This window comes from Paraflavitalea speifideaquila (assembly GCF_032395985.1).
Lineage (GTDB): Bacteria > Bacteroidota > Bacteroidia > Chitinophagales > Chitinophagaceae > Paraflavitalea > Paraflavitalea speifideaquila.
On the sequence record NZ_CP135920.1, the window covers coordinates 7,512,042 to 7,532,588 of the forward strand.

The 20,547-nt window shown below is 42.7% G+C and carries 26 protein-coding genes and 1 pseudogene; 19 read left to right on the forward strand and 8 right to left on the reverse strand.

What is annotated here, in order from left to right:
• Window positions 1-112: 112 nt before the first annotated feature.
• Entirely contained in the window at window positions 113-1,150 is a 1,038-nt protein-coding gene (locus RS881_RS51480) for a helix-turn-helix domain-containing protein (RefSeq protein ID WP_315817921.1), read from the forward strand.
• A 29-nt stretch (window positions 1,151-1,179) separates the two neighbouring features.
• Here the strand turns inward: RS881_RS51480 and RS881_RS51485 are convergent, their stop codons facing one another.
• The 3 genes from RS881_RS51485 to RS881_RS51495 form a co-directional block, all read right to left on the reverse strand.
• Window positions 1,180-2,088, reverse strand: a complete 909-nt coding sequence (locus tag RS881_RS51485; RefSeq protein WP_315817922.1) for a PLP-dependent cysteine synthase family protein — start codon at window positions 2,086-2,088, stop codon at window positions 1,180-1,182.
• Between the two features lie 75 nt (window positions 2,089-2,163).
• A complete protein-coding gene (locus tag RS881_RS51490; protein WP_315817923.1) occupies window positions 2,164-2,394 on the reverse strand; it encodes a hypothetical protein in 231 nt (76 codons plus the stop codon).
• Window positions 2,391-2,750, reverse strand: a complete 360-nt coding sequence (locus RS881_RS51495; RefSeq protein WP_315817924.1) for a carboxypeptidase-like regulatory domain-containing protein — start codon at window positions 2,748-2,750, stop codon at window positions 2,391-2,393. The genes RS881_RS51490 and RS881_RS51495 overlap by 4 nt, the downstream gene beginning before the upstream one ends.
• 94 nt (window positions 2,751-2,844) lie before the next feature.
• Here RS881_RS51495 and RS881_RS51500 point away from each other — a divergent pair, with 94 nt between their 5' ends.
• The 4 genes from RS881_RS51500 (at window position 2,845) to RS881_RS51515 (ending at window position 4,672) form a co-directional block, all read left to right on the forward strand.
• Window positions 2,845-3,336 carry a Crp/Fnr family transcriptional regulator gene (locus RS881_RS51500; RefSeq protein WP_315817925.1) on the forward strand — a complete coding sequence of 164 codons (492 nt, stop codon included), beginning with the start codon at window positions 2,845-2,847 and terminating at the stop codon, window positions 3,334-3,336.
• Between the two features lie 59 nt (window positions 3,337-3,395).
• Window positions 3,396-3,590 (forward strand): hypothetical protein, encoded by a 195-nt coding sequence (locus RS881_RS51505; protein WP_315817926.1) that lies wholly within the window; start codon window positions 3,396-3,398, stop codon window positions 3,588-3,590.
• A complete protein-coding gene (locus tag RS881_RS51510; protein WP_315817927.1) occupies window positions 3,587-3,805 on the forward strand; it encodes a helix-turn-helix domain-containing protein in 219 nt (72 codons plus the stop codon). The genes RS881_RS51505 and RS881_RS51510 overlap by 4 nt, the downstream gene beginning before the upstream one ends.
• 255 nt (window positions 3,806-4,060) lie before the next feature.
• Entirely contained in the window at window positions 4,061-4,672 is a 612-nt protein-coding gene (locus RS881_RS51515; RefSeq protein WP_315817928.1) for a peptidylprolyl isomerase, read from the forward strand.
• A gap of 208 nt (window positions 4,673-4,880) precedes the next feature.
• Here the strand turns inward: RS881_RS51515 and RS881_RS51520 are convergent, their stop codons facing one another.
• The 5 genes from RS881_RS51520 to RS881_RS51540 form a co-directional block, all read right to left on the reverse strand.
• Window positions 4,881-5,141 (reverse strand): hypothetical protein, encoded by a 261-nt coding sequence (locus tag RS881_RS51520; protein ID WP_315817929.1) that lies wholly within the window; start codon window positions 5,139-5,141, stop codon window positions 4,881-4,883.
• Between the two features lie 69 nt (window positions 5,142-5,210).
• The gene (gene istB / locus RS881_RS51525; RefSeq protein ID WP_315817930.1) at window positions 5,211-5,969 is read right to left on the reverse strand and encodes an IS21-like element helper ATPase IstB; all 759 of its coding nucleotides are present in this window, start codon (window positions 5,967-5,969) and stop codon (window positions 5,211-5,213) included.
• A gap of 19 nt (window positions 5,970-5,988) precedes the next feature.
• On the reverse strand, window positions 5,989-7,542 hold the full coding sequence (istA, locus tag RS881_RS51530; protein WP_315817931.1) for an IS21 family transposase: 1,554 nt from the start codon (window positions 7,540-7,542) through the stop codon (window positions 5,989-5,991).
• 342 nt (window positions 7,543-7,884) lie between these two features.
• Window positions 7,885-8,241 carry a hypothetical protein gene (locus tag RS881_RS51535; protein WP_315817932.1) on the reverse strand — a complete coding sequence of 119 codons (357 nt, stop codon included), beginning with the start codon at window positions 8,239-8,241 and terminating at the stop codon, window positions 7,885-7,887.
• A gap of 486 nt (window positions 8,242-8,727) precedes the next feature.
• Window positions 8,728-9,255, reverse strand: a complete 528-nt coding sequence (locus RS881_RS51540; RefSeq protein WP_315817933.1) for an MBOAT family O-acyltransferase — start codon at window positions 9,253-9,255, stop codon at window positions 8,728-8,730.
• A gap of 1,491 nt (window positions 9,256-10,746) precedes the next feature.
• Between RS881_RS51540 and RS881_RS51545 the strand changes: the two genes are divergently transcribed.
• The 14 genes and pseudogenes from RS881_RS51545 to RS881_RS51605 all read left to right on the forward strand — a co-directional run bounded on the left by RS881_RS51545 (window position 10,747) and on the right by RS881_RS51605 (window position 20,524).
• Window positions 10,747-11,307, forward strand: a complete 561-nt coding sequence (locus RS881_RS51545) for an MBOAT family O-acyltransferase (protein ID WP_315817934.1) — start codon at window positions 10,747-10,749, stop codon at window positions 11,305-11,307.
• A gap of 611 nt (window positions 11,308-11,918) precedes the next feature.
• The gene (locus tag RS881_RS51550) at window positions 11,919-12,722 is read left to right on the forward strand and encodes a hypothetical protein (protein ID WP_315817935.1); all 804 of its coding nucleotides are present in this window, start codon (window positions 11,919-11,921) and stop codon (window positions 12,720-12,722) included.
• Window positions 12,723-13,490: 768 nt separating this feature from the next.
• Window positions 13,491-13,742: a hypothetical protein gene (locus tag RS881_RS51555; protein ID WP_315817936.1), complete on the forward strand. Its 252-nt coding sequence runs from the start codon at window positions 13,491-13,493 to the stop codon at window positions 13,740-13,742.
• Window positions 13,739-14,029 (forward strand): Pvc16 family protein, encoded by a 291-nt coding sequence (locus tag RS881_RS51560; protein WP_315824892.1) that lies wholly within the window; start codon window positions 13,739-13,741, stop codon window positions 14,027-14,029. Before RS881_RS51555 ends, RS881_RS51560 begins: the two co-directional genes overlap by 4 nt.
• A gap of 170 nt (window positions 14,030-14,199) precedes the next feature.
• Window positions 14,200-14,586, forward strand: coding sequence for a hypothetical protein (locus RS881_RS51565; RefSeq protein WP_315817937.1), 387 nt, complete (start codon window positions 14,200-14,202; stop codon window positions 14,584-14,586).
• A gap of 75 nt (window positions 14,587-14,661) precedes the next feature.
• Window positions 14,662-16,176 (forward strand): phage tail sheath family protein, encoded by a 1,515-nt coding sequence (locus RS881_RS51570; protein ID WP_315817938.1) that lies wholly within the window; start codon window positions 14,662-14,664, stop codon window positions 16,174-16,176.
• A gap of 47 nt (window positions 16,177-16,223) precedes the next feature.
• Entirely contained in the window at window positions 16,224-16,655 is a 432-nt protein-coding gene (locus RS881_RS51575; protein WP_315817939.1) for a phage tail protein, read from the forward strand.
• A gap of 1 nt (window position 16,656) precedes the next feature.
• Window positions 16,657-17,166 (forward strand): phage tail protein, encoded by a 510-nt coding sequence (locus tag RS881_RS51580; protein ID WP_315817940.1) that lies wholly within the window; start codon window positions 16,657-16,659, stop codon window positions 17,164-17,166.
• Window positions 17,167-17,178: 12 nt separating this feature from the next.
• Window positions 17,179-17,346: a DUF5908 family protein gene (locus tag RS881_RS51585; protein WP_315817941.1), complete on the forward strand. Its 168-nt coding sequence runs from the start codon at window positions 17,179-17,181 to the stop codon at window positions 17,344-17,346.
• Window positions 17,347-17,349: 3 nt separating this feature from the next.
• Window positions 17,350-18,087, forward strand: a complete 738-nt coding sequence (locus RS881_RS51590; RefSeq protein ID WP_315817942.1) for a CIS tube protein — start codon at window positions 17,350-17,352, stop codon at window positions 18,085-18,087.
• Window positions 18,088-18,214: 127 nt separating this feature from the next.
• A pseudogene (gene vgrG / locus RS881_RS51595) lies at window positions 18,215-19,512 on the forward strand (type VI secretion system tip protein VgrG); the annotation flags it as partial.
• Between the two features lie 69 nt (window positions 19,513-19,581).
• On the forward strand, window positions 19,582-19,830 hold the full coding sequence (locus RS881_RS62690; RefSeq protein WP_527250447.1) for a hypothetical protein: 249 nt from the start codon (window positions 19,582-19,584) through the stop codon (window positions 19,828-19,830).
• A 47-nt stretch (window positions 19,831-19,877) separates the two neighbouring features.
• Window positions 19,878-20,123 carry a PAAR domain-containing contractile injection system baseplate protein gene (locus RS881_RS51600; protein ID WP_315824894.1) on the forward strand — a complete coding sequence of 82 codons (246 nt, stop codon included), beginning with the start codon at window positions 19,878-19,880 and terminating at the stop codon, window positions 20,121-20,123.
• A gap of 2 nt (window positions 20,124-20,125) precedes the next feature.
• Window positions 20,126-20,524 (forward strand): gp25 family contractile injection system sheath assembly initiator, encoded by a 399-nt coding sequence (locus RS881_RS51605; RefSeq protein ID WP_315817943.1) that lies wholly within the window; start codon window positions 20,126-20,128, stop codon window positions 20,522-20,524.
• The last annotated feature ends 23 nt before the right edge of the window (window positions 20,525-20,547 follow it).

The window sequence follows — 20,547 nt, forward strand, 5'->3', positions numbered from 1 at the left end:
ATTTTAAGAATAGAAAGGTGTATTCCGCAGAAATTGTGCTAATTTTTCACCCTGCCATTATTTTATTGGTTCATTCATGAGCATTGGTTAGCAAATATTATTTTTTATAAGCATGTTGGGGGCTTTCAATGGCCTGGCACTTAGCATTTTTCTTTTCGTGAGTAAGAAAGTGAAGTCCATCGCCGCCCTCTTTTTAGGTATTCTGTTGCTGGCGATCAGCATCCGCGTAACCGTTTCTGTTTTCCTTTATTTCAATTTCAACCTGCCCAAAATTTACCCCCAGATAGGTCATTCGGCCTGCTTTCTGATTGACCCTTCCCTGTATTACTTTTCCAAGGCCACCCTTCGGCAAGTCACTCAAATACCTGCTTCCTGGAAATGGGGCTGGGGCATTCAATTAGGCATTACACTACTAGTAGGCATGTTGTTTCCTTTTAAAACCTACCCTAACACCTGGAGCAGTTGGGGTTCTTATATTTGTTATGGACAATGGGCGGCCTACGTGGTAGCCACCGGCTTTTTGTTTAAACCCGTTATAAAAGCCTTCTTTGCAAAGACACCCAAACTGGGTGGAGCCGAAAAATTCTGGCTGCTGATCTATGGAAGTACCAGCCTTATTCTTCTTGTATACTTGATAACCATATCGGGCATTATCTGTTTAATATGCATTAGCGGCCCTATTTCATTTTCTTTTGTTTTATACCTCACATTGCTGTTGTACGGAACCAACCTGGAAAACATTTTGACGCCGGGGGAAGGGGGAAGGTGGCTAAACTTGAAAAAAAGAAAAATAGCTGGCCATGATGCAAAGGCATGGATAGCAAAATTGGAGCGCTCCATCCTCGACAATGAACTGTATAGGAACCCGCATCTTAAGTTAAGCAACCTGGCACAAAGCATTAATATTTCCTCTCACCAGCTATCCCAACTACTCAATGACAACCTGGGCAAAAGCTTCTCTACTTACATCAATGAGTTCCGCATACAGGAAGCCTGCAAATTAATCAGCACCAACGAGCGCCTTACTTTTGAGGCCATTGGTTATGAGGTAGGTTACAATTCAAAATCTACTTTTTATTCCGCTTTTAAGAAAGTAACGGATACTACGCCTGCTCTTTTCAAAGAGGGGCTGGAAAATAATAAGTTATAATAAGCAGGTTACTCATTCAACCCGTTTCATTACCTATACAGATCCCCTTTGAGGTATTTTAATCCCGAATCAGGAATAATGGTAACGATCTTCTTTCCCGGCCCAATGATCCTGGCTCTTTGCATAGCTGTCCACACATTGGCGCCAGCCGTAATACCTCCAAACACGCCTTCCAGCCTGGCCAGTTTCCTCGCGGTGTCATAAGCATCTGCATCCGATACGGGTATTATTTCATCGATCAGGTCCTTACGGCAGATGGAGGGCACAAATCCTGCCCCTATGCCTTCCAACCTGTGTGTGCCCGAGATATCTCCACCTGACAATGCGCGTACATACAATGGCTCAATGGCAATGCAGCTTACGTGGGGCAATTCCTTTTTATACACTTCGGCATTTCCGGAAAAGCTGCCGCCTGTGCCCACACCTGTTACAAACTCGTCAATACTGCCCAGGACTTGCAAAACTTCTCTGGCCATCGCATGATAAGCATTCCTGTTGTCGACATTATTAAACTGGTCGGTCCAGAAAGTATTGGGCGCCTTACTAAGTTCCCTGGCCCGGGCAATCATAACATCGAACAGCCCGGCTGTAATTTTACCATTTTCACTGGGAACTAATTCCAGTTGGGCACCAAATGCACGCATCGTCTGCAGTTTTTCTTCCGCAAAAGCATCAGAAGATACAAAGTACGCCTGATACCCTTTGTTGGCGCACACCATAGCCAGTGAACTTCCTGTACTTCCACCGGTATATTCCACCACCATACCTCCAGGTTTAAGTTCACCCCTTCTTTCGGCGCCTTCGATCATGGAAAGAGCCATTCGGTCTTTCATACTCCCGGTAGGATTGGTGCCTTCATACTTTACATAAATATCAGCAGCTCCTGGTTCAGACAGTCGTTCCAATTTTATCAAAGGGGTATTTCCGATCGTTTTCATGGTTGTAATTCTTGAAGATCAATAAGAAGGGTATATCAAAAATTGATACACCCAAATAAATATACGTTGGATTCTTTAAAAACTATACCTGAATCCGATCTGGATCTGATATGGATCGCCGGATGGTGTAACAACACCTGCGGTATTTACACCATATTCCCGTACCGCTTCGATGGAGATACTATAGGGCGCACAGCTACGACTGGTGGTAGCACCCGCCGAAGTAGGGTTCTTTGCATTCATACCGTCAATAGTATAATTGGTAGAAGAACCTAACTGACCGGAAATATTTCTACCCCTGCTCAAGGGGAGAGATCCATTAAAGTAGTGAAGTTCCGTCCGTTAATCGGCATGCGAGTCATTAATCGGGAAGACAACGCAGTAGCGGCGCCTAGGTTCTCAAATTTTCCTTTGGTCCTGTTGGCTGCAGCAGTTACTGTTACTGCCCCAGTCTCGGTGGCAGCATTGACCTGCCCAAAGTTCACAATTATTACATCACCCTGACTGAGTGTAAAGCCGGGTTTCTTTTGTTCGGCATACCCAACAAAAGTAACCATTACATAATAGGGACCACCCAGTGGAAGCTCTTTGAACACGAAGTCGCCCTTGGCATTGGTGGCTGTTGTTGACGTAAAACCAGTGGATTCATTTTTAATAAGCACACTGGCATTGACCCCGGGCTTTTTTCTGTATCGGTAATTTTTCCGGTAATAGAAGCCTGGGGAGTTTGACCGAAGGAATTGGTTGTACCCAGTTATGAAATATCATCAACCAAATAGCAAAAACATTGAAAAAGTAATCGGGCTCCTGAATGCGGTTTATCCTGTAAGTGAGGGGCTTCGTAACGAAGTATTTACCCATGTAGTACCGCTGAACCTCAAAAAGGGAGCTATTCTGCTCAACGAGGGGGACACCTGTCAGTACATGTACTTTATTATAAAGGGCGCATTGAGGGCCCAGACCACCCACAAGGGTAAAAAGATCACCACCTATATTTCTGTTGAAAATCAGTTTGTAAGCTCCATATCCGGTATGCATGGCCAGCGGCCTACTAAAGAAGGGATCATCGCAGCAGAACCCACTTCCCTAATCGCCTTGCCCAATAAAATTCTACTGGCGCTGTTTGAAAATTATTTCGATTTCAATTATATCTTCCGTGTGCTGGTCGAAAAATATTACCAGGACGCCCAGGAGCGTTCACATATTATCAGGGTGGGTAATGCCAGGGAACGCTACCAATATTTTTAGCTACCAAACCAGGTTATATTGATCGCCTGCCGGCAGAACATATCGCCTCCCTGCTGGATATGAAAACGCTTACACTGGAAAAGATCAGGAAACAGCATGCCCTATCCTTAAAAAAAGATGAGGAAACAGAAAAGCAATGCCAGCAATTGGAAGAATACCTGCACCAGGATAAACGGTATGCCGACAAGCGAATCAGCCTTTTTCCCTGGCCCGGGGCCTGGGCTTCACGCCTCATAAGTTGTCTTCATTATTGAATAACAGCTACCAATTAAGCTTTGCCGATTTCATCAACCAACTCCGGATCAATAGCATCATAGAGCAATTGACACTATCGCAAACCATTCAACATTTTACTATTGAGGCCCTGGCCTACAATGCTGGCTTTACCTCCAGGAGTGCCTTTTACCGGGCATTCAAGAAGCAGGTAGGCACTAGTCCGGCAGAATACATACAAAGTATCCCTAAATAATATTTTCAGCATTTATAGGGCTCTGTAGGGTCCTCGTCCTACCTTTGGGCCGGTATTTGTTCAGTTGCCCTCTTCCGTCATGGGCCTATACTGGTATTCCGGAGGTTACTGGCATCAATTAACATTTTTTTCAGAATACCCCTACGCGGTGCAGCAACAGTATTATGAAAAATAGTATCTTCAAAAACTGTGGTAACCATTTCAAACCCAGAATAATGGGGAGCAGAAATTAATAATAATAGATAAAATAGAAGTATGAAACATATTCTTTCTGGCTTATTGATGGTCTTTTCAATCTCGGCTTTTGCACAGCAAACAGTATATGAGCAGTTGGGAAAGATCAGTACCATGCAACAGGCCCAGCAATACATTGATGCCCATCCCGAACTTAAGCCCACCATCCTTCGCCTTTCTGCCGGGAAGGATACCTCATTGATCGAAAAGCGATTATTGCGCCAGAAAAAGGGCGATGTTTTTTCTGTGGGTTATGTTACTTATAAAGTGGTTGAAGCCACAGAATCGGTTCAATACCGCGCAAGCTATATATTCCTGGATGGCGGATCTTTATCACCTTCTGAAGTAGACAGCCTCAAGAAGGTAATAGTACAAAAAGCCAACTCCGGAGCATCCTTTCAGAAATTATCCGACGAGTACACCATGGATGGCAATACCACACATGGAGATACGGACTGGTTCTTTGGCGAACTGATGTTCCCCAAAGAGTTTCAGGATGCAGTAGCCCGGCGCAAAAAAGACGAGGTATTCTTTGTTGACGTATCAGAAAAGCAATGGCATTATATCATTAAGAAAACGTATGATGACCAGGTTAAGAAAGATATTGTGGTGTTGCGGTCAAACGGAAGATAGACCTCTATGATTACCATTTTTGTTTGTTAACAGATTTAAGAGTTACCTACCAGGCAGCTCTTTTTCATTTACCAATAACCTGCTCATGGAAAGTTTGATGACCCCAGCTACAAACTGGAGCTATTTAAAAACGATAGTACTCGGATGAGGTTGAGGGGTTGTTATAGGCTCGTTGGAAATACCTCCCAGGTTAGGCCGGAGTCATCATTTAGTCCAATCTTAGTGTTCCAGCCTGTAATATGTTCATCATTTTTTCATTGAAAATATTCACGCCTTGTTGGTTTAAATGATCATCATTATAGAAAAAGCTATCAGGCAGATGGAGGATATTATTAAAATTATAGTAGTTCCCTTTGTTTGATAGCATTGAATCCATTATTTCTTTGTTGGGCTGTAAAAGATACCCTTTACGGGTCATCGGCGATTGCATGTAGTCGGCAACCCAAAGTGCAGAGTTTTTGGCAATCACGAGTGCAGAGATTTCGGCAACAATGAGTACACAAAAATGGCAACAAGAGTGCAGAGCTCAAAAGTAGATTTAGTTGTTCTGTTCTTCAAAAATAGTTTTGCGATTTTTAAGCCTGTAGCTCTTTCCAGTGAGGTTAATCACTTCGCATTGGTATAGTAGCCTATCCAGTAGTGCCGTTGCCAGCACCTCATCATTAAGCATCTGTGCCCATTCCGCCGGTTTTTTATTGGTGGTAATAATGAAAGATGTTTTTTCATAAACCTGGTTAATAAAATTGAACAGTAATACCGCCTCTTTCTTTTCTACGGGGAACAGCATGATGTCGTCTATTACAATCAGGTGGGCGTTTAAAAGACGCTTGTATTCAGCCTTTGCGGAGGCTGTAATCTCCTTCATCTTAAGCGTGCCGATAAGTGTGTCCATAGTGCGGAAGTAAGCCTTATAGCCCTTCTTTACCGCTTCATTGCATAGTCCTGCCGAGAGGAATGTTTTTCCTGTACCGGATGGCCCCATCAAGATGATATTAAAAATCTGATCCATCCAGTGTAGCTCCCGTAATTGATGTAGCCGGGTAATACTAAGGCCATTTGTGAAGGCTGGGTCATAAGCTGCCAGATCACAGTATCGGGGCAGGGTGGCCAGTTTTAGCCGCTTTTTGATGTCTCTTTGCCTGCGGTACTCTGCTTCGGTGGTCAGGAAGCCCAGGGTATAATCAATATACCCCAGCGCCCTGGCTTCCGCATCGGTAATAAGTTCGTCTATTACCTTGTTTACGCCAGTCATGTTAAACTGCTGGCAGTACTGCCTGATCATTTGTTTTTGTTCCATGTATTGCTGTTGTGTGTGTTTAAAACATATCGTAATCGTTAATAGAGCTGGTGTCAGGCTGTATTAGTGCCTCTGTGGGTGTTTTGTGGTTTAGTGGATTGAGGTACACTACAGGGGCTTGCTGATCTTCCAGCTCGTTGTTCAGATGCAGCACCACTGATTTAAAGTCGGCAGCTCCTTTTGCTCCAATCTTCAGACAATAGGCTAATGCCTGCGCTGCAATAACCGGTTGGCAATGCTGCGCCACCTGTATCAGCAGCAGTAACTGGTCGCGTATGTAACGAGGTTTATCCTGCCGGATGGCAGAGATGAACCTGCCGGCAGCTTCAGCATCACTGACCAGTGAGCAGAACTGGTCTTCCAGCTCCTGTATAGCAGGACTCTTGTCTCGGCGATGATCATTGTTAATAATTTTCTCTCCGCTGCCAGAGCTGATCAGATGGCGGCAGAGTTCCTGGTGTTCTAAGTTATAGACAACAATGCAGGTGCCTTGCCTTGCCAGCAGCACCTGGCTGCCGCGTCCCTGATAGGTGCTGGAAGGTAAAGAGTAGAAGTTGCCTTTATAGGAGAAGCTGTTGTCTTTACGAACGGCATAAAGCGTTCCTTTAGGCCCTTGCAGTACCAGTGGCGTATAAGGATGAAGCAGGGATTTTTCTATGATCCATTCCTGTATGGGCTGTTTGCGGGTGGTACTATGGGGTAACTCATTGGCTGTTCTGCTTAGCCAGGCCAGTGCTTCTGCATTCAGGGTATCTATATCGCTAAAGGAGCGATTATACAGGAAGTTCTGTTTTACGTATTTTACGACGTTCTCTACCTTTCCCTTGCTTTCCGGATCGGATTTACGGCAGAAGTGCAGCTTGAACTTACGCTGGCTGCTATAGGCCCTGAACTGTTCAGTAAGGATCAGATCTCCCTTATTCTCATCTACAATGAACAACCTGTCCTGATCGTATACCACTGTATCAGGCAGTCCCTCTATAAAGGCAAAGGCATGCTCATGGGCTTCTATAGCGGTGATGGCAGTGAAGGGTTCCTGTGAGAAAAAGACGTACTTATACCGGGATCTTGACAGCACTAGTGTAAAAAAGTATACTTTAACCCTACCACCCTGTGTGTTACGCATATTGTACTGCCCAAAGTCGACCTGTGCCTGCGCTCCATAAGGTGTCTCCGGCACCATCTCATACACCCGTACCCCTTCGGTTTTCACTAACTGGTACCGCTGGCGTACACGGGATACGTAATTAAATACGGTTCTCACAGATACGGAAGGCAGATCAGGGTAATGTTCTTTCAGCCAGTCGTGCATCTGTGCCGATGAGGTGTCGGGATACTGCTCCAGCTTCAACTTTATAAACACTTCGTAGCGATCCAATATACAATCCTTTTCTACCCCACGTTGCAGTATCTCCTCGTAATCACGGTCATCCTCTACCACCAACAGGCGCTTTACAGTACGCCAGTTTAAACCCAGGTGATTGCTGATGTAACTGATGGAAAATCCTTCTCTCGATAATCTGTGTACTTCGTGATACGTCATAAGCTTCGATAAATACGGTGGCAGCGCCATGAATGGGGTATTGATTAACCCACAAAGCTCTGCACTCTTTGTTGCCGATTTCTCTGCACCGTTGTTGCCGAAAACTATGTATCAGTTGTTGCCGATTTCTATGTATTCCTGATTGCCGAAAACTGTGTAGTTGTAGTTGCCGATTACATTGCACCAATACGACTTTAATATTCGCAGCTTGCAGGTTATCGATTATCCTGTTGAAAGCATCCATTTGCTTTGGTTGGATCGTAAAGCGCTCAGAGCGCTCTATGGATGGGCTATAAGTTCTACTGGATTGAACATATCCTCCATCAATGTAGGTATCTGTACCTATTATTCTTCGTTCAGGCAGGTTCTTATTCAAATTAAACAACTGCCTATACCCCCAAAGATCAATGAATTGTAACCCCTTATATCATTGACCTTCCAGGTTAATGCCACCATGTTCTTATCAATGGGCATATTCCCCAACAAATCCACCATCGATTCAGCACCATCGTTACCAAATAACCTTGGATATATATCGAGGACGACCACTTTCGGGTTTAACTGCTTCAAATATTTATTAAGCAGGTATTCAGTTTGAATAGGCGTTTGGGTGCTGCTGCCTAAGTTAAAAATATGGATTTTCTTTTGCAGGAAAATTCGGGGATCATACCCTCTATAGGCATGAGAAGAGCCCACAATCAGCACATCAATGCTCCTTGTCCTTTCCACATCTTTGTAACGGGAGTAAGTGTTTTCATAACCATCAACAGGTGTATAGATCAGGTTTTTCGTAGGGTAACGGGTGCATAGTTACCAAATAAGATAACACCTATAAAATAGGTGATCCCTGCAAACAGGGAGAATAAAGATAATCGGGTTATAAAACGCCTCATCAACCGTACTAAAATTGAAAGTAAATAAATGGCGCTCCTCCAGATTGCATGTACATTCCAATACAAAATACGATGAATGCATACAGCGACCATCTAAAGAGCCAGGGCCATTTAATGCCCAGATTGGCAATAGCATAGGACTGTTCCCTCCCCAACCACTCTATGCTCATAAACAGGAATAGGATGACTGGCAACAACTTCGGAATAGAAAATGGAGGTGCAACAAACCATGGTCCTGAAAACATATTATCAATATAGCTAAACGCATGCCCCATGCTATTGGCCCTGAAAAATATCCACGCAAAGACAACCAGGCCAAAAGTTAACCCCACAAAAATGTTTCCCGGAAGGATGGAAGTAACTTACCTTTTGCGACGATATCTACATGTCTCCTGTTCCTGTTGAACAATACGAGCGGTACTATAAAAATGGCATGCAGGGCTCCCCAGGCAATGAATGTCCAATTTGCTCCATGCCAAAACCCACTTATCAGGAAGATAATGAAGATATTTCTGATCGTTTTCCAGCGCGCCCCTTTGCTACCACCTAATGGGATATATAAATAATCCCTGAACCAGGATGATAATGAAATATGCCATCGCCTCCAGAATTCAGCAATGTCTCTTGAAAAATAGGGAAAGGAGAAATTACGCAACAGCTCAAATCCTAGAAGCCGGGCTGTCCCGAGGGCGATATCAGAATAGCCTGAAAAATCGCCATAGATCTGAAATGCGAAAAACAGGGCGCCCGCAGCCAGGGTCATACCCGAAAACTCAGACGAGTGATTAAATATAAGATTGGCATATTCAGCACAACTATCGGCAATTACCATTTTTTGAACAGGCCCCATAGTATTTGCTTTAATCCACTTACTGCCTGGTCGTAGTTAAACTTTCGCGAGCTACATACCTGGGGAAGTAAATGCGTAGCACGTTCTATTGGTCCTGCTACTAATAAAGGAAAGAAGCTAACGAAAACAGCGTAATTAATAAAGTTGGTAGTAGGCTTGATTTTATTATTATAAACATCAAATACGTAAGAAAGCCCATGGAATGTGTAGAAAGAAATGCCCACAGGCAAGATTATATTCAATGTTACAAAGTCCGGCTTGAAGCCAAATAATCCCAAAAAGGAAGTAAAAGAATCAGCAAAAAAAATTATAGTATTTTAGAAATGCCAGGAGGCCTAGGTTAACAAAAACACTGATGAAAAGCCACCACTGCTTAGTTTTCCTCGATTGGGCATCAGCTATTTTAATACCCGTGAAATAATCTAATAAAATGGAAAATACCAGGAGAAAAACAAATCGCCAATCCCAGAAACTATAAAAGAAGAGGCTGCTTACCAGTAAAAACAGGTTTTGCGCTTTCAATGACTTATTAACCATCAACCAATACAAGAGAAAAACAATAGGCATGAAAACCGCAAAACCCAGCGAATTAAATAGCATAACTAGAATTAATCTTATATTAGATAATCTATCAGCAAGTTAACGCAATAAACCCAACCGGTAGAGAGTCGTGACTATTTTCAGGCCCTTACAATTAACAGGCGCTCGTAAAAAGGGAAGTTTTATTTTCCGATGCATTAAGTAAACACTAATTGGGGTTGGAGGTAGGATTTTCGCCGTAAAAGCCGGTCAATGCCCTTCCTACTTTCGTTGCCGGAATCCGGACCACCTCAACCCTATGCACCCTGACAGTACTCTTGATGGCAGGCCCTTACTAAAGCAATCCAGAAGGATTCAGCTTACCAGTCGAACATAGGGGTTGATCATATAGAACATAGATTCTGACAGGTTTTAATACCAGAATTCTCATCGAATAAGAAAAACAGATATTTTTACGGATGCTGTTTAACTCGTTGTCTTTTGCTGTTTTCTTGCCAATTATATTCGCATTATATTGGCTATTTGACAGAAAAAAACTTGTTTATCAAAATATCCTGCTACTCACAGCCAGCTATTATTTTTATGGCTGCTGGGACTGGCGGTTTCTGTTTTTGCTCGCTTTTTCAACCTTTCTTGATTATTATTCAGGCCTCCAGATCTTTCGTTCAACCACAAGTGCCAGGCGGAAAATGTGGTTAGTGACATCAGTAGTAATCAATTTGTCTTTCTTGGGTTTCTTCAAAAACTATAATTTTTTCATCGACTCCTTCAGCATTCTTTTTCATCGATTTGGCTACAGTACTCGTTTTTCTACCCTACAGATTATTTTACCTGTTGGGATCTCTTTTACACATTCCATGGGCTTTCTTACGTATTTGAATTTTATAATAAAAAAATAAGGCCAACCATCAATTGGGTTGATTATTCTGTGTTTGTCAGTTTTTTCCTTTATTGGTAGCAGGTCCCATTGAAAGAGCCACCCATCTCCTGCCACAGATTGAGCGTCCCAGAGCATTCAGTTATCCTAGTTGCGTGAATGACCTCAGGCAGATTCTTTGGTGCTTATTCAAAAAAGTGGTAATTGCCGATACTTGTGCAGGCTTTGTTGATATGATCTTTAACGATCAGGCTAGCTATTCAGGTAGTACACTCGTGTTGAACGTGGTATTATTTGCATTTCAGATTTACGGTGATTTTTCAGGGTACTCCGATATCGCATTGGGAACAGCCAGGTTATTGGGAATTGAATTGCTGCAGAATTTCAAATTCCCCTATTTATCCCGAGATATTGCTGAATTCTGGAGTCGCTGGCATGTTTCTCTATCCTCCTGGTTCAGGGACTATTTATACATCCCACTAGGAGGAAGCAAAGGAGGCCCCTGGATGCGAATCAGAAATACTTTTATTATTTTCCTGGTCAGCGGTTTCTGGCATGGCGCCAATTTTACTTTTATCATTTGGGGACTACTGAACGCATTGTTCATCTTACCTTCATTTTTTAAGCACAAATAGGAATAATCAGGAGATCGACGCAAAGGGTAAATGCCTTCCAACCGTTAAAGAAGCCATCAGTATCCTGCTCACCTTTGCACTGACTACTTTTGCCTGGATTTTTTCAGGGCAGAAACCGTTTCAGCGGGATTCAAATATATGGGAGCTATTTTTCATCGACCATGTTCAGCATGCCGGTTTCAGGAACCTATTCAAGGAAGTTGATCCTGTTGGTCGTGTTTTTATGACCGTTGAATGGGTGGGAAGAGAGCACTACTATGCATTGGAAAATATAGACTTCATCAGGTACAGGCCGGCAAGATGGATCTGCTATTCGCTGCTGACAATCACCATCCTAGTTTTTGCTATCAAAAATGCTGAGGCTCCGAATGAATTTATCTATTTCCAGTTCTAAGAAAACCGATTATGCGCAAACTAGTTTTCAATCTTACTTTTTTCTGACCATAACTGTGGTAATGGCGGCCTTAGTATTGTTCTTTTGCCCCCACACCAAGGGCTAAATCTTCCTTGTTATTTGCTGAAATTGATAAGGATTCTTTGCTAGTGCACACGAGATCACCAAGGATCATTTTTGTAGGGGATCTAATCTGAGCTTGGGCCTGAATAGCCTGTTGATCAAAGATTCCCTGGAATTAAATCCTGTGAATACCGGCATTCACGCGACTATCGGGTTGATTTATATGCTCGATCACACCCGTGAATATATTCGTGAAGGAGATATCGTGGTGGTGGTCCCAGAATACGATCAGTTCTATGGCGATTTTGCTTTGGGCGGTGAAGAGCTATTGCGAACAGCTCTTGATGTCCCGTCTTCTAAAGAAATATTACAATTGAGAAAACAACAAGTTGTTGAAATCATATCATTTATCCCGAATTATATCCGTAACAAAATGAATCCGTTCGAGTACGTATCGTTCACGCCGGATAAGTGGTATTCAAGAACGTCATTCAACCAATACGGCGACGCTAATGCACATTGGAATGAGCCAACACAAAAAGTAAAACCATACCCACAACTGAAGGGTTCGTTTAATAAAACCGTGGTTACTGAATTGGAAAGGTTTTTCCAACTGATGACAGATAAAAAAACGCAGTTGTTTATTTCCTTTCCTGGTATCCAGAGGGCAACATTTGATAATTCAGTGGACCAGATTCATCAGGTCGAGAAGGCCTTAAAAGAATCGAAGGTCTTTGATTTACTTGGAACCCCGGAACAATACAAGATGCCGGATTCACTAATCTTTAATACACCTTACCATTTGATCGGGAAAGGGGTGAATTGGAGAACTGAATTATTGATTATAGATTTGAGGGAGAAACTGGCGAAAAAAATGCAGCAGCTCATTGATTTTATAAATAATAAGACCGGGCAAACCAACCCAAATCTATTGCATAATCTGAACTTGTTTGTCTAAAATACCTCTGATTGTAATGTTATTCGGCTTTAAGCAGAAACGTCGACTCTTTTTCATAAAAACTGTTGCGCCCAAAACCTGATAAGTTGGAATGAAAGTACCACTTGCTCGTAAGTTTCGTTTGATCTCTTATAGAGCTGATAAAACAGGTTGTAGGTTTTGACACATGTCTATACCAAGTACAAAACTCCGCTCGCTTAAATCAACAAACGAATTCCCAGAAAATTAAGCAACAGTAACAACCAAGGGATAAAATCAGCTATCGAAATGATAGCAACAGAAAATATAATTACCTTAAGAGTAGATACGGTCAGTTTTCGATAAACTCCTTATTTGCCAATACAAAATTTACATTCCTTTGACTTTCAAATATTTGCCTATCAAGAGGTAGAATTCACGGCCATACCTATCTCAATATTTTTCGTTCGTTTATTTACGTTAACACTGGGATAACATCCGATAAAACGATTATTCGTTCCTGATATTACTGATAAATAAGCAGGCTAATTAATATACCACTAACAGGTAGTGGATAAATCAGCGGTTATTAACAATTAATACCCAATTTTGAAATACTATTGGTTGTATACTAAAATGAATTTATCTTCAAATACCCCAACGCTCTTGATCAGTAGTTTCACTCCCACCTTATGAGAAAAGTGTATTTTATACTTTTCGGTAATTAAAAGGCTCTGAAAAATCGCTTGGTAAGGCGTTCATGGCATACCATGAACAAGCTGTGTCATACTAGTTTTTAAACCTATTGCTATGATTTTTCAGGCAGTTGATACTATTCGCACAGAGCTGATTGCAGGCGGCGTTCCGGCCGAACTCGGAAATATTGGTGAAATACTGGCCGGGAACACTCACGGTGATGATGCCAATATCGTCATTTCCCTCATTAATATTGAAGAAAACCGCACTTCGCGAGACCCACAAAACTATGTTCGTAGCGGGCTCGATATCAAACTAAAAACCCGGCTGTTCATCTCTACCTTACTTTATTGTTCACTTCGGTGAGGCATGAAGGAGGATATGGAAAAGCATTGGAGATAGTACAAAATACCATTGGCTTCTTCCAGAAGAAATATGTATTTGATCATGCCAACACTTCTACCCTTGATCCCGGCATTGAAAAATTAATACTGGAAATGATCAGCCTGAACCTGGAACAATTGCACCAGCTTTGGTCTATGCTTGGGGGCAGGTATCATCCTTCCGTGGCGTACCGCATGAAAATGGTGACAATCGATAGCATCACCGAAACAGATGGCAGCCTGGTAAAAGAAATTCAAATCATCGTATAATTTATATAATGGCAGTTGCTGACAGAGATATTATTCAACTTTTGTGTAAGGAACTTTTTACAGTCAGGTTCATCCACAGTGCATATGGAAACTCACGTAATAGCTTTATTGCCCAAAACATTTCCATCGAGCCAGATCGTGCGACAAAAGTCCTGTTTACCAATCACAGCGTGGATTACCATTTTATCAATGATACGCTGGTATGTTTTATCCGCACCGAAGTATTGTCTCCGCCGGTCTCAGGCCCCCGCACACCGTTCATTAAATTCGACAGCCCTGTAGTGATCCGTTTCCTGGTCAAAGCGTCGATCGATTTTTTGAACAGGACCAATGTAATTTCTGCGGGTGCACACCAAACCTATTATTTCACCAACCAGGCAAACGCCGCAACGGGAGGATTTATTTGCATGCACACCGCCGGTGTCAATAACGACGATTTTAAAAATACCGATATAGTAAATCCCGATAAGCCCTGTTTTGCCGTCATCGATATTGCGAGCGCCGGTGCGGTGAATACGAGCTACGAGATTTTTCAGGAGGGCCAACTCAACAATTGACAAGCCCTGTTTACGCGATACAATTTATCAGTACGGTTTAAGCAAATAGTTATAAATTATAAAACCTCCAAATTTATGTCACAAATAAATGAAACGGCAATTCGTACTCCGGGTGTATACACGACGGAGATACCAACGCTTCCTTCCTCCGTCGCGCAAGTGTCTACTGCCATACCTGCTTTCATCGGATACACACAAAAGAGTGTCAATGAAATCGGGGATTCATTGCTGAATATACCCACCAAAATTTTTTCACTGAAAGATTATGAACAGTTCTTCGGCTTTCCCGAAAAAGAAATGGGGATCACTGTTACCATCACCAAAACAATGGATACATCCGTATTGCCAGCCAAACTCATCTCTCAGATCGCACAGGCATCGATCACAGATGTGTCAAAGCATAATATGCATCATTGCCTTCGTCTTTATTTCGAAAATGGTGGTGGTCCCTGCTATATTGTTTCTGTTGGCGCAACAACTGTACCCACAAGCCCTCCCTCTCTTAGTCCGCCCGCTGCTCCTACGCCTACATTGATAGATGCCAGTGAACTGCAGGCAGGGCTCGACGCATTAAAAGCGTACGACGAACCAACGCTCATTGTATTCCCTGAAGGACAGGGTATCACTGGTGAAGGCGATTATTACAGCCTGATCGGTCAGGCCATTGAACAATGCAGAATATTACAGGATAGGTTTACGCTGATGGATATTCATCACTCGTTGCCTGTTCCGCCATCGATACCGCCTCCAACACCAGTTGTTCCCAATACGACGAGCACGATCGCTCATTTCCGATCGGCATTCGGCAAAACCGATTACCTGAATTATGCAGCCGCTTATTACCCGAACCTGAAAACGACGTTTGATTTTACGTTCAATGATTATGATGTGGATGTTGTCGTTGTCACCAATTCGGTAAGTGCATTGCCTGTTTCACTGGATACGTTGAAGAATTCCGACAACGCGGTGTATAATTTATGTCTCGATGCCATCCGCAGCCAGTTAAGCCCTACTCTTTCGCCAGCACCGGCAATGGCCGGCATCTATGCAAAAATAGATGCGTCAAGAGGCGTATGGAAAGCTCCGGCGAATGTATCGGTCAATTCCATTTATGATGTAACGGACTTTATCACCGACGAAGAGCAGGATGATATGAACATCGATCCCGGTTCAGGTAAATCCGTCAACGCGATCCGCCCGTTTACCGGCAAAGGTATTTTAGTATGGGGCGCCCGCACACTCGAAGGCAACAGCAGTGAATGGAAATTCATCTCAGTACGCCGGTTCTTTATCATGGTGGAGGAATCTGCAAAGAAAGCCACATTCCCCTTTGTATTTGAACCAAACGACGCCAATACATGGGTGAAGGTAAGAGCCATGCTGGAAAATTATTTAACCCTCTTGTGGCGACAGGGAGCTTTGGCAGGAGCAAAACCGGAGAATGCATTCTTTGTCAAGTGCGGCCTTGGTCAAACAATGACCTCGCAGGATATACTGGACGGAAGACTGATCGTTGAAATAGGAATGGCTGCCGTGAGACCAGCAGAGTTCATCATACTTCGATTTATGCATAAGCTGCAGGACTCATGATTGACTGATAAGAAACCAGTACCATAACCAATTTAAAAACTCCCTTTATGGCAGAATATCCTCTACCAAAGTTCCACTTCCTGGTTGAATGGGGTGGATCAAAGATTGGCTTCACGGAAGTATCCGGGCTCGATATCTCTACTGAAGTAATTGAATACCGCGAAGGTTCAAGCCCCGAATATTCGAAGATCAAAATGCCTGGTCAACGAAAATTTTCAAACATCACATTAAAGAGGGGCACTTTCAAATCGGACAATGAGTTCTATAAGTGGTTCAATACAGTTAGTCTGAATACCATTGAAAGAAGGAACCTTACTGTTTCATTGCTTAATGAGAATCATGAGCCGGTCGTTGTATGGAAGATCAAGAATGCATGGCCTACAAAAGTTACTCCTACTGATCTCAAGGCAGATGGAAATGAAATAGCCCTGGAAAGTATTGAACTGGCGCATGAAGGGTTAACTATTCAAAACGATTAATATGGACCTGTCTTACCCGGCAGTAGGGTTTCACTTTCTGGTAGTTTTTGAATTGTTTCCACAATTACCTCATGACCTGAAGTTCCAGGAAGTATCGGGGCTCAACGTCACCATGGAAACAGAACCTTTAAAGGAGGGAGGGGAGAACCGGTTTGTTCACCAGTTGCCGATAAGGACCAGCTATACAGACCTGGTACTAAAAAGAGGCGTATTTCTCGGATCGGGATTGCTCGATTGGTTCAAGGATGCAATGCAGGATTATCAATTCAAACCCGTCAATGTTATGATCTCGCTTTTAAACGACGATCATCTTCCGTTGTACAATTGGTATGTCATAAATGCAATCCCCAAGAAATTTGAAATATCCGGTTTTAACGCAGAAAGAAGTGAGCTCGTGATTCAAACGATGACTTTAGGCTACCAATACTTTAAATATTATGATCCTTCCAGTGTTGCTCTGGATCTTGCAGGATCATTAACGGGTTCGATCAATGCAAACATCGGATTTTAAAAATAGTAGACTATGCCTATAGAGATAAGAGAACTGCAAATCAAAGCAACAGTTCAGGATACAATTGCCACTGCTGAATCAACGAACGCAGCCGCAGATTCCGAAACCAGGATGCAGGAAATAATTGCCGTATGTGTAGAGCAGGTACTGAATATCATAAAAGAAAAACAGGAACGATAACTTATGCCGGGCGAATTAAAAAAGTTGAAGATAAAGGCCAAAGATAAATCAGGCAAGGAGCTGGTTTATCTGGCACTAGTTAACCCCGAAACTTATGTTGTCCGGCAAACTGTAAATTATAATCCTTCACCGCCGCCTCAGGGTAATCCGGGAAAAAACCAACAATACAATAATACGTCACCGCCCGCCATTCAATTCGACCTGATTTTCGATAGTACCGGTGTTATTCCTAAACCTCTGGATGGTTTGGCCGGAGCATTAAGCGGAATACCAATTGCAGGTGCTATTGCTGCAGCAGTTGCAGGTGCACCTAAATATGATATTCTCGCCGAGATTGAAGCATTTAAAAACATTGTGCTTACCTACGATGGGGACATCCATGAACCAAGAGATGTTCAGATATTATGGGGCACACTTTCCTTCACAGGAAAACTTACAAGTCTTCAATTCAATTACAAACTGTTTCAACCCGACGGAACCCCTATTAGAGCTGTTGCTACTGCGGCTTTTTCAGGATCAATAGAAGACAACCTGAGAGAAGCTTTGAAAAAATCCAATTCACCCGATCTCACGCATATACGAAAGGTGGCAGTGGGTGATACTTTATCATCAATGACATATAAGATATACGGTGATGCTTCCTATTATGTTGAAGTAGCGAGAATAAATAAACTGGTCAATTTCAGGAACCTTACGCCGGGAACTGAAATATTCTTTCCACCCATCAATAAAAGCAAGTAATGGCTGTTAGTACATTAAACGGAACATTAACGGGCGGGCTCGTATCATTCTCAATTAAGATTGATGGGAAGCCATATCTAATATATATGGCGTCATATCTATAGTAGTAACCAAAGAGATCAATAAGATATCGTCAGCCAATATCATTATTCAGGATGGCAGCGCCTCCAGTCAGGACTTTGAGATCAGCAACGAAGAGACATTTATTCCCGGGAAAGAGATTGAAATTTCAGCAGGCTACCGAACCGATACAACACCCATCTTCAAAGGTATAATCATCAAACATGGGATTAAGATAAGGCGAAACGGGAATTCAACGCTGGTACTAGATTGCAAGGACAAAGCAGTAAAACTTACCGTCGGTACAAAGAATAAATATTTTGTTGATAAAACAGATAGTGATGTTATAGAAGAAATAATCGGCACCTATAGTCTGGATGCAGCTATCGAAGCTTCCAGTGTAACACAAAGGCACTTGTACAATTCAATTGTACCGACTGGGATTTTATTTTATCGCGTGCAGAAGTAAATGGAAAAATTTGCATTAATAATGATGGAGCTATTCAAATAAAAGCGCCTGCTTTAGAAGCAGTTCCTGCATTAACGCTGACTTACGGAAATGACATTACAGACTTTGACGCTACCATGGATGCAAGAACCCAATACCAGGCGGTAAAAGCTGCTACCTGGGATACGACAAACTTTGATATTGCAGAAACAAATGCAACAGACCCCGCCATGGATGGCAACGGAAATATAACACCGGCAGATCTTGCGGCGGTTATAGGATTGGATGCTTTGAGCCTGAAACATACGGGTATGATTCCACAGGAAGAGTTGCAGGCATGGGCAGACGCGCAGTTCTTAAAAAGCAGGTTATCAAAAATAAGAGGGCGGGTAGGCTTTATGGGGTCGTCAGCATTGAATCCGGGAGATACACTCGCGTTGGAAGGGTTGGGTGACAGAATGAATGGCAATGTATACGTCTCTGCGGTCCGTCATGAAATAACTGAAGGCACCTGGCACACCGATGCGCAGTTCGGTCTTTCTCCTGACTGGTATATCCACTCCTATCCGGCAAATGCCCCGCCCGCATCGGGCATGCTGCCCGCTATACAAGGTTTACAAATAGGCATAGTATCGCAGTTGGAATCAGATCCTGAAGGTGAAGACAGGATATTAATTAAGATACCAATCATTGACAATAATGAAACAGGTGTATGGGCCAGGGTAGCCTGTGTGGACGCGGGTGATAACCGGGGCACTTTTTTCAGACCGGAAGTAGGTGATGAGGTTATAGTTGGTTTCTTAAATAATGACCCCCGTAAACCGGTCGTATTAGGTGGGTTGAACAGCAGCAACAAACCTTCACCATCACCCGCAAAAGATGAAAACAACGAGAAGGGATACATATCCCGTAGCGAAATGAAAATGATATTTAATGACGATAAAAAATCGGTGACCATCGAAACACCGGCTGGTAAAAGTGTAACGATGGATGAAGATGCCGGAGTGATAAAGCTGGAAGATGAGAATGGCAATAAAATAACATTAAATGCTGACGGTATTACCATAGAAAGTAAGAAGAAAATTACGCTTAAAACTAACGACGATATCGAGATACAGGGTAAGGATATTAAAAATACAGCGCAGGCAAGTTTTAAAGCCGATGGAACTGCAGGAATAGAACTTGCAAGCAGTGCGATTGCCAAATTAAAAGGATCACTGGTACAAATAAATTAAAAGATATGCCTTTTGCAGCAAGAGTTACAGATATGCATGTGTGCCCTATGTCAACCGGCCCTGTGCCGCATGTAGGCGGCCCAATTTCAGGTCCGGGATGTTCTACTGTTTTAATTGGAGGTATGCCGGCAGCATGCGTGGGCGACATGGCCATATGTACAGGCCCTCCTGATTCAATAGTTACGGGCTCTGCAACAGTATTAATAGGCGGAAAACCTGCCGCAAGAATGGGTGATTCAATGGCCCATGGGGGTACAATAATAATAGGTTGTTTTACTGTTTTAATCGGATAGACATGAACCAGGAAAAATCATTTTTAGGAATTGGATGGAGTTTTCCTCCGGTATTTGATAATGTGGTTGGCGAAGTGCAGATGCTTAAGGGCGAAGACGACATTCAAAGCAGCCTGCAGGTATTGCTTGCAACAAGATTAGGTGAAAGAGTAATGCAACCATTGTTCGGATGCAACATTGACGCAATGATCTTTGAGCAACTCGACACTACACTTAAAACAGAAATGCGTGAACTGATACAAAATGCCATTTTGTATTTCGAACCAAGGATCAATGTTGACAAAATAGATCTGGAATCCAGTAATACGAACGGGCTAATAATTATTACAGTGAATTATACTGTTAGAAGCACTAATACAAGAGGCAACCTGGTATTTCCTTTTTACCTCTCTGAAATTTGACAATGATAGACCCTGATAAGATA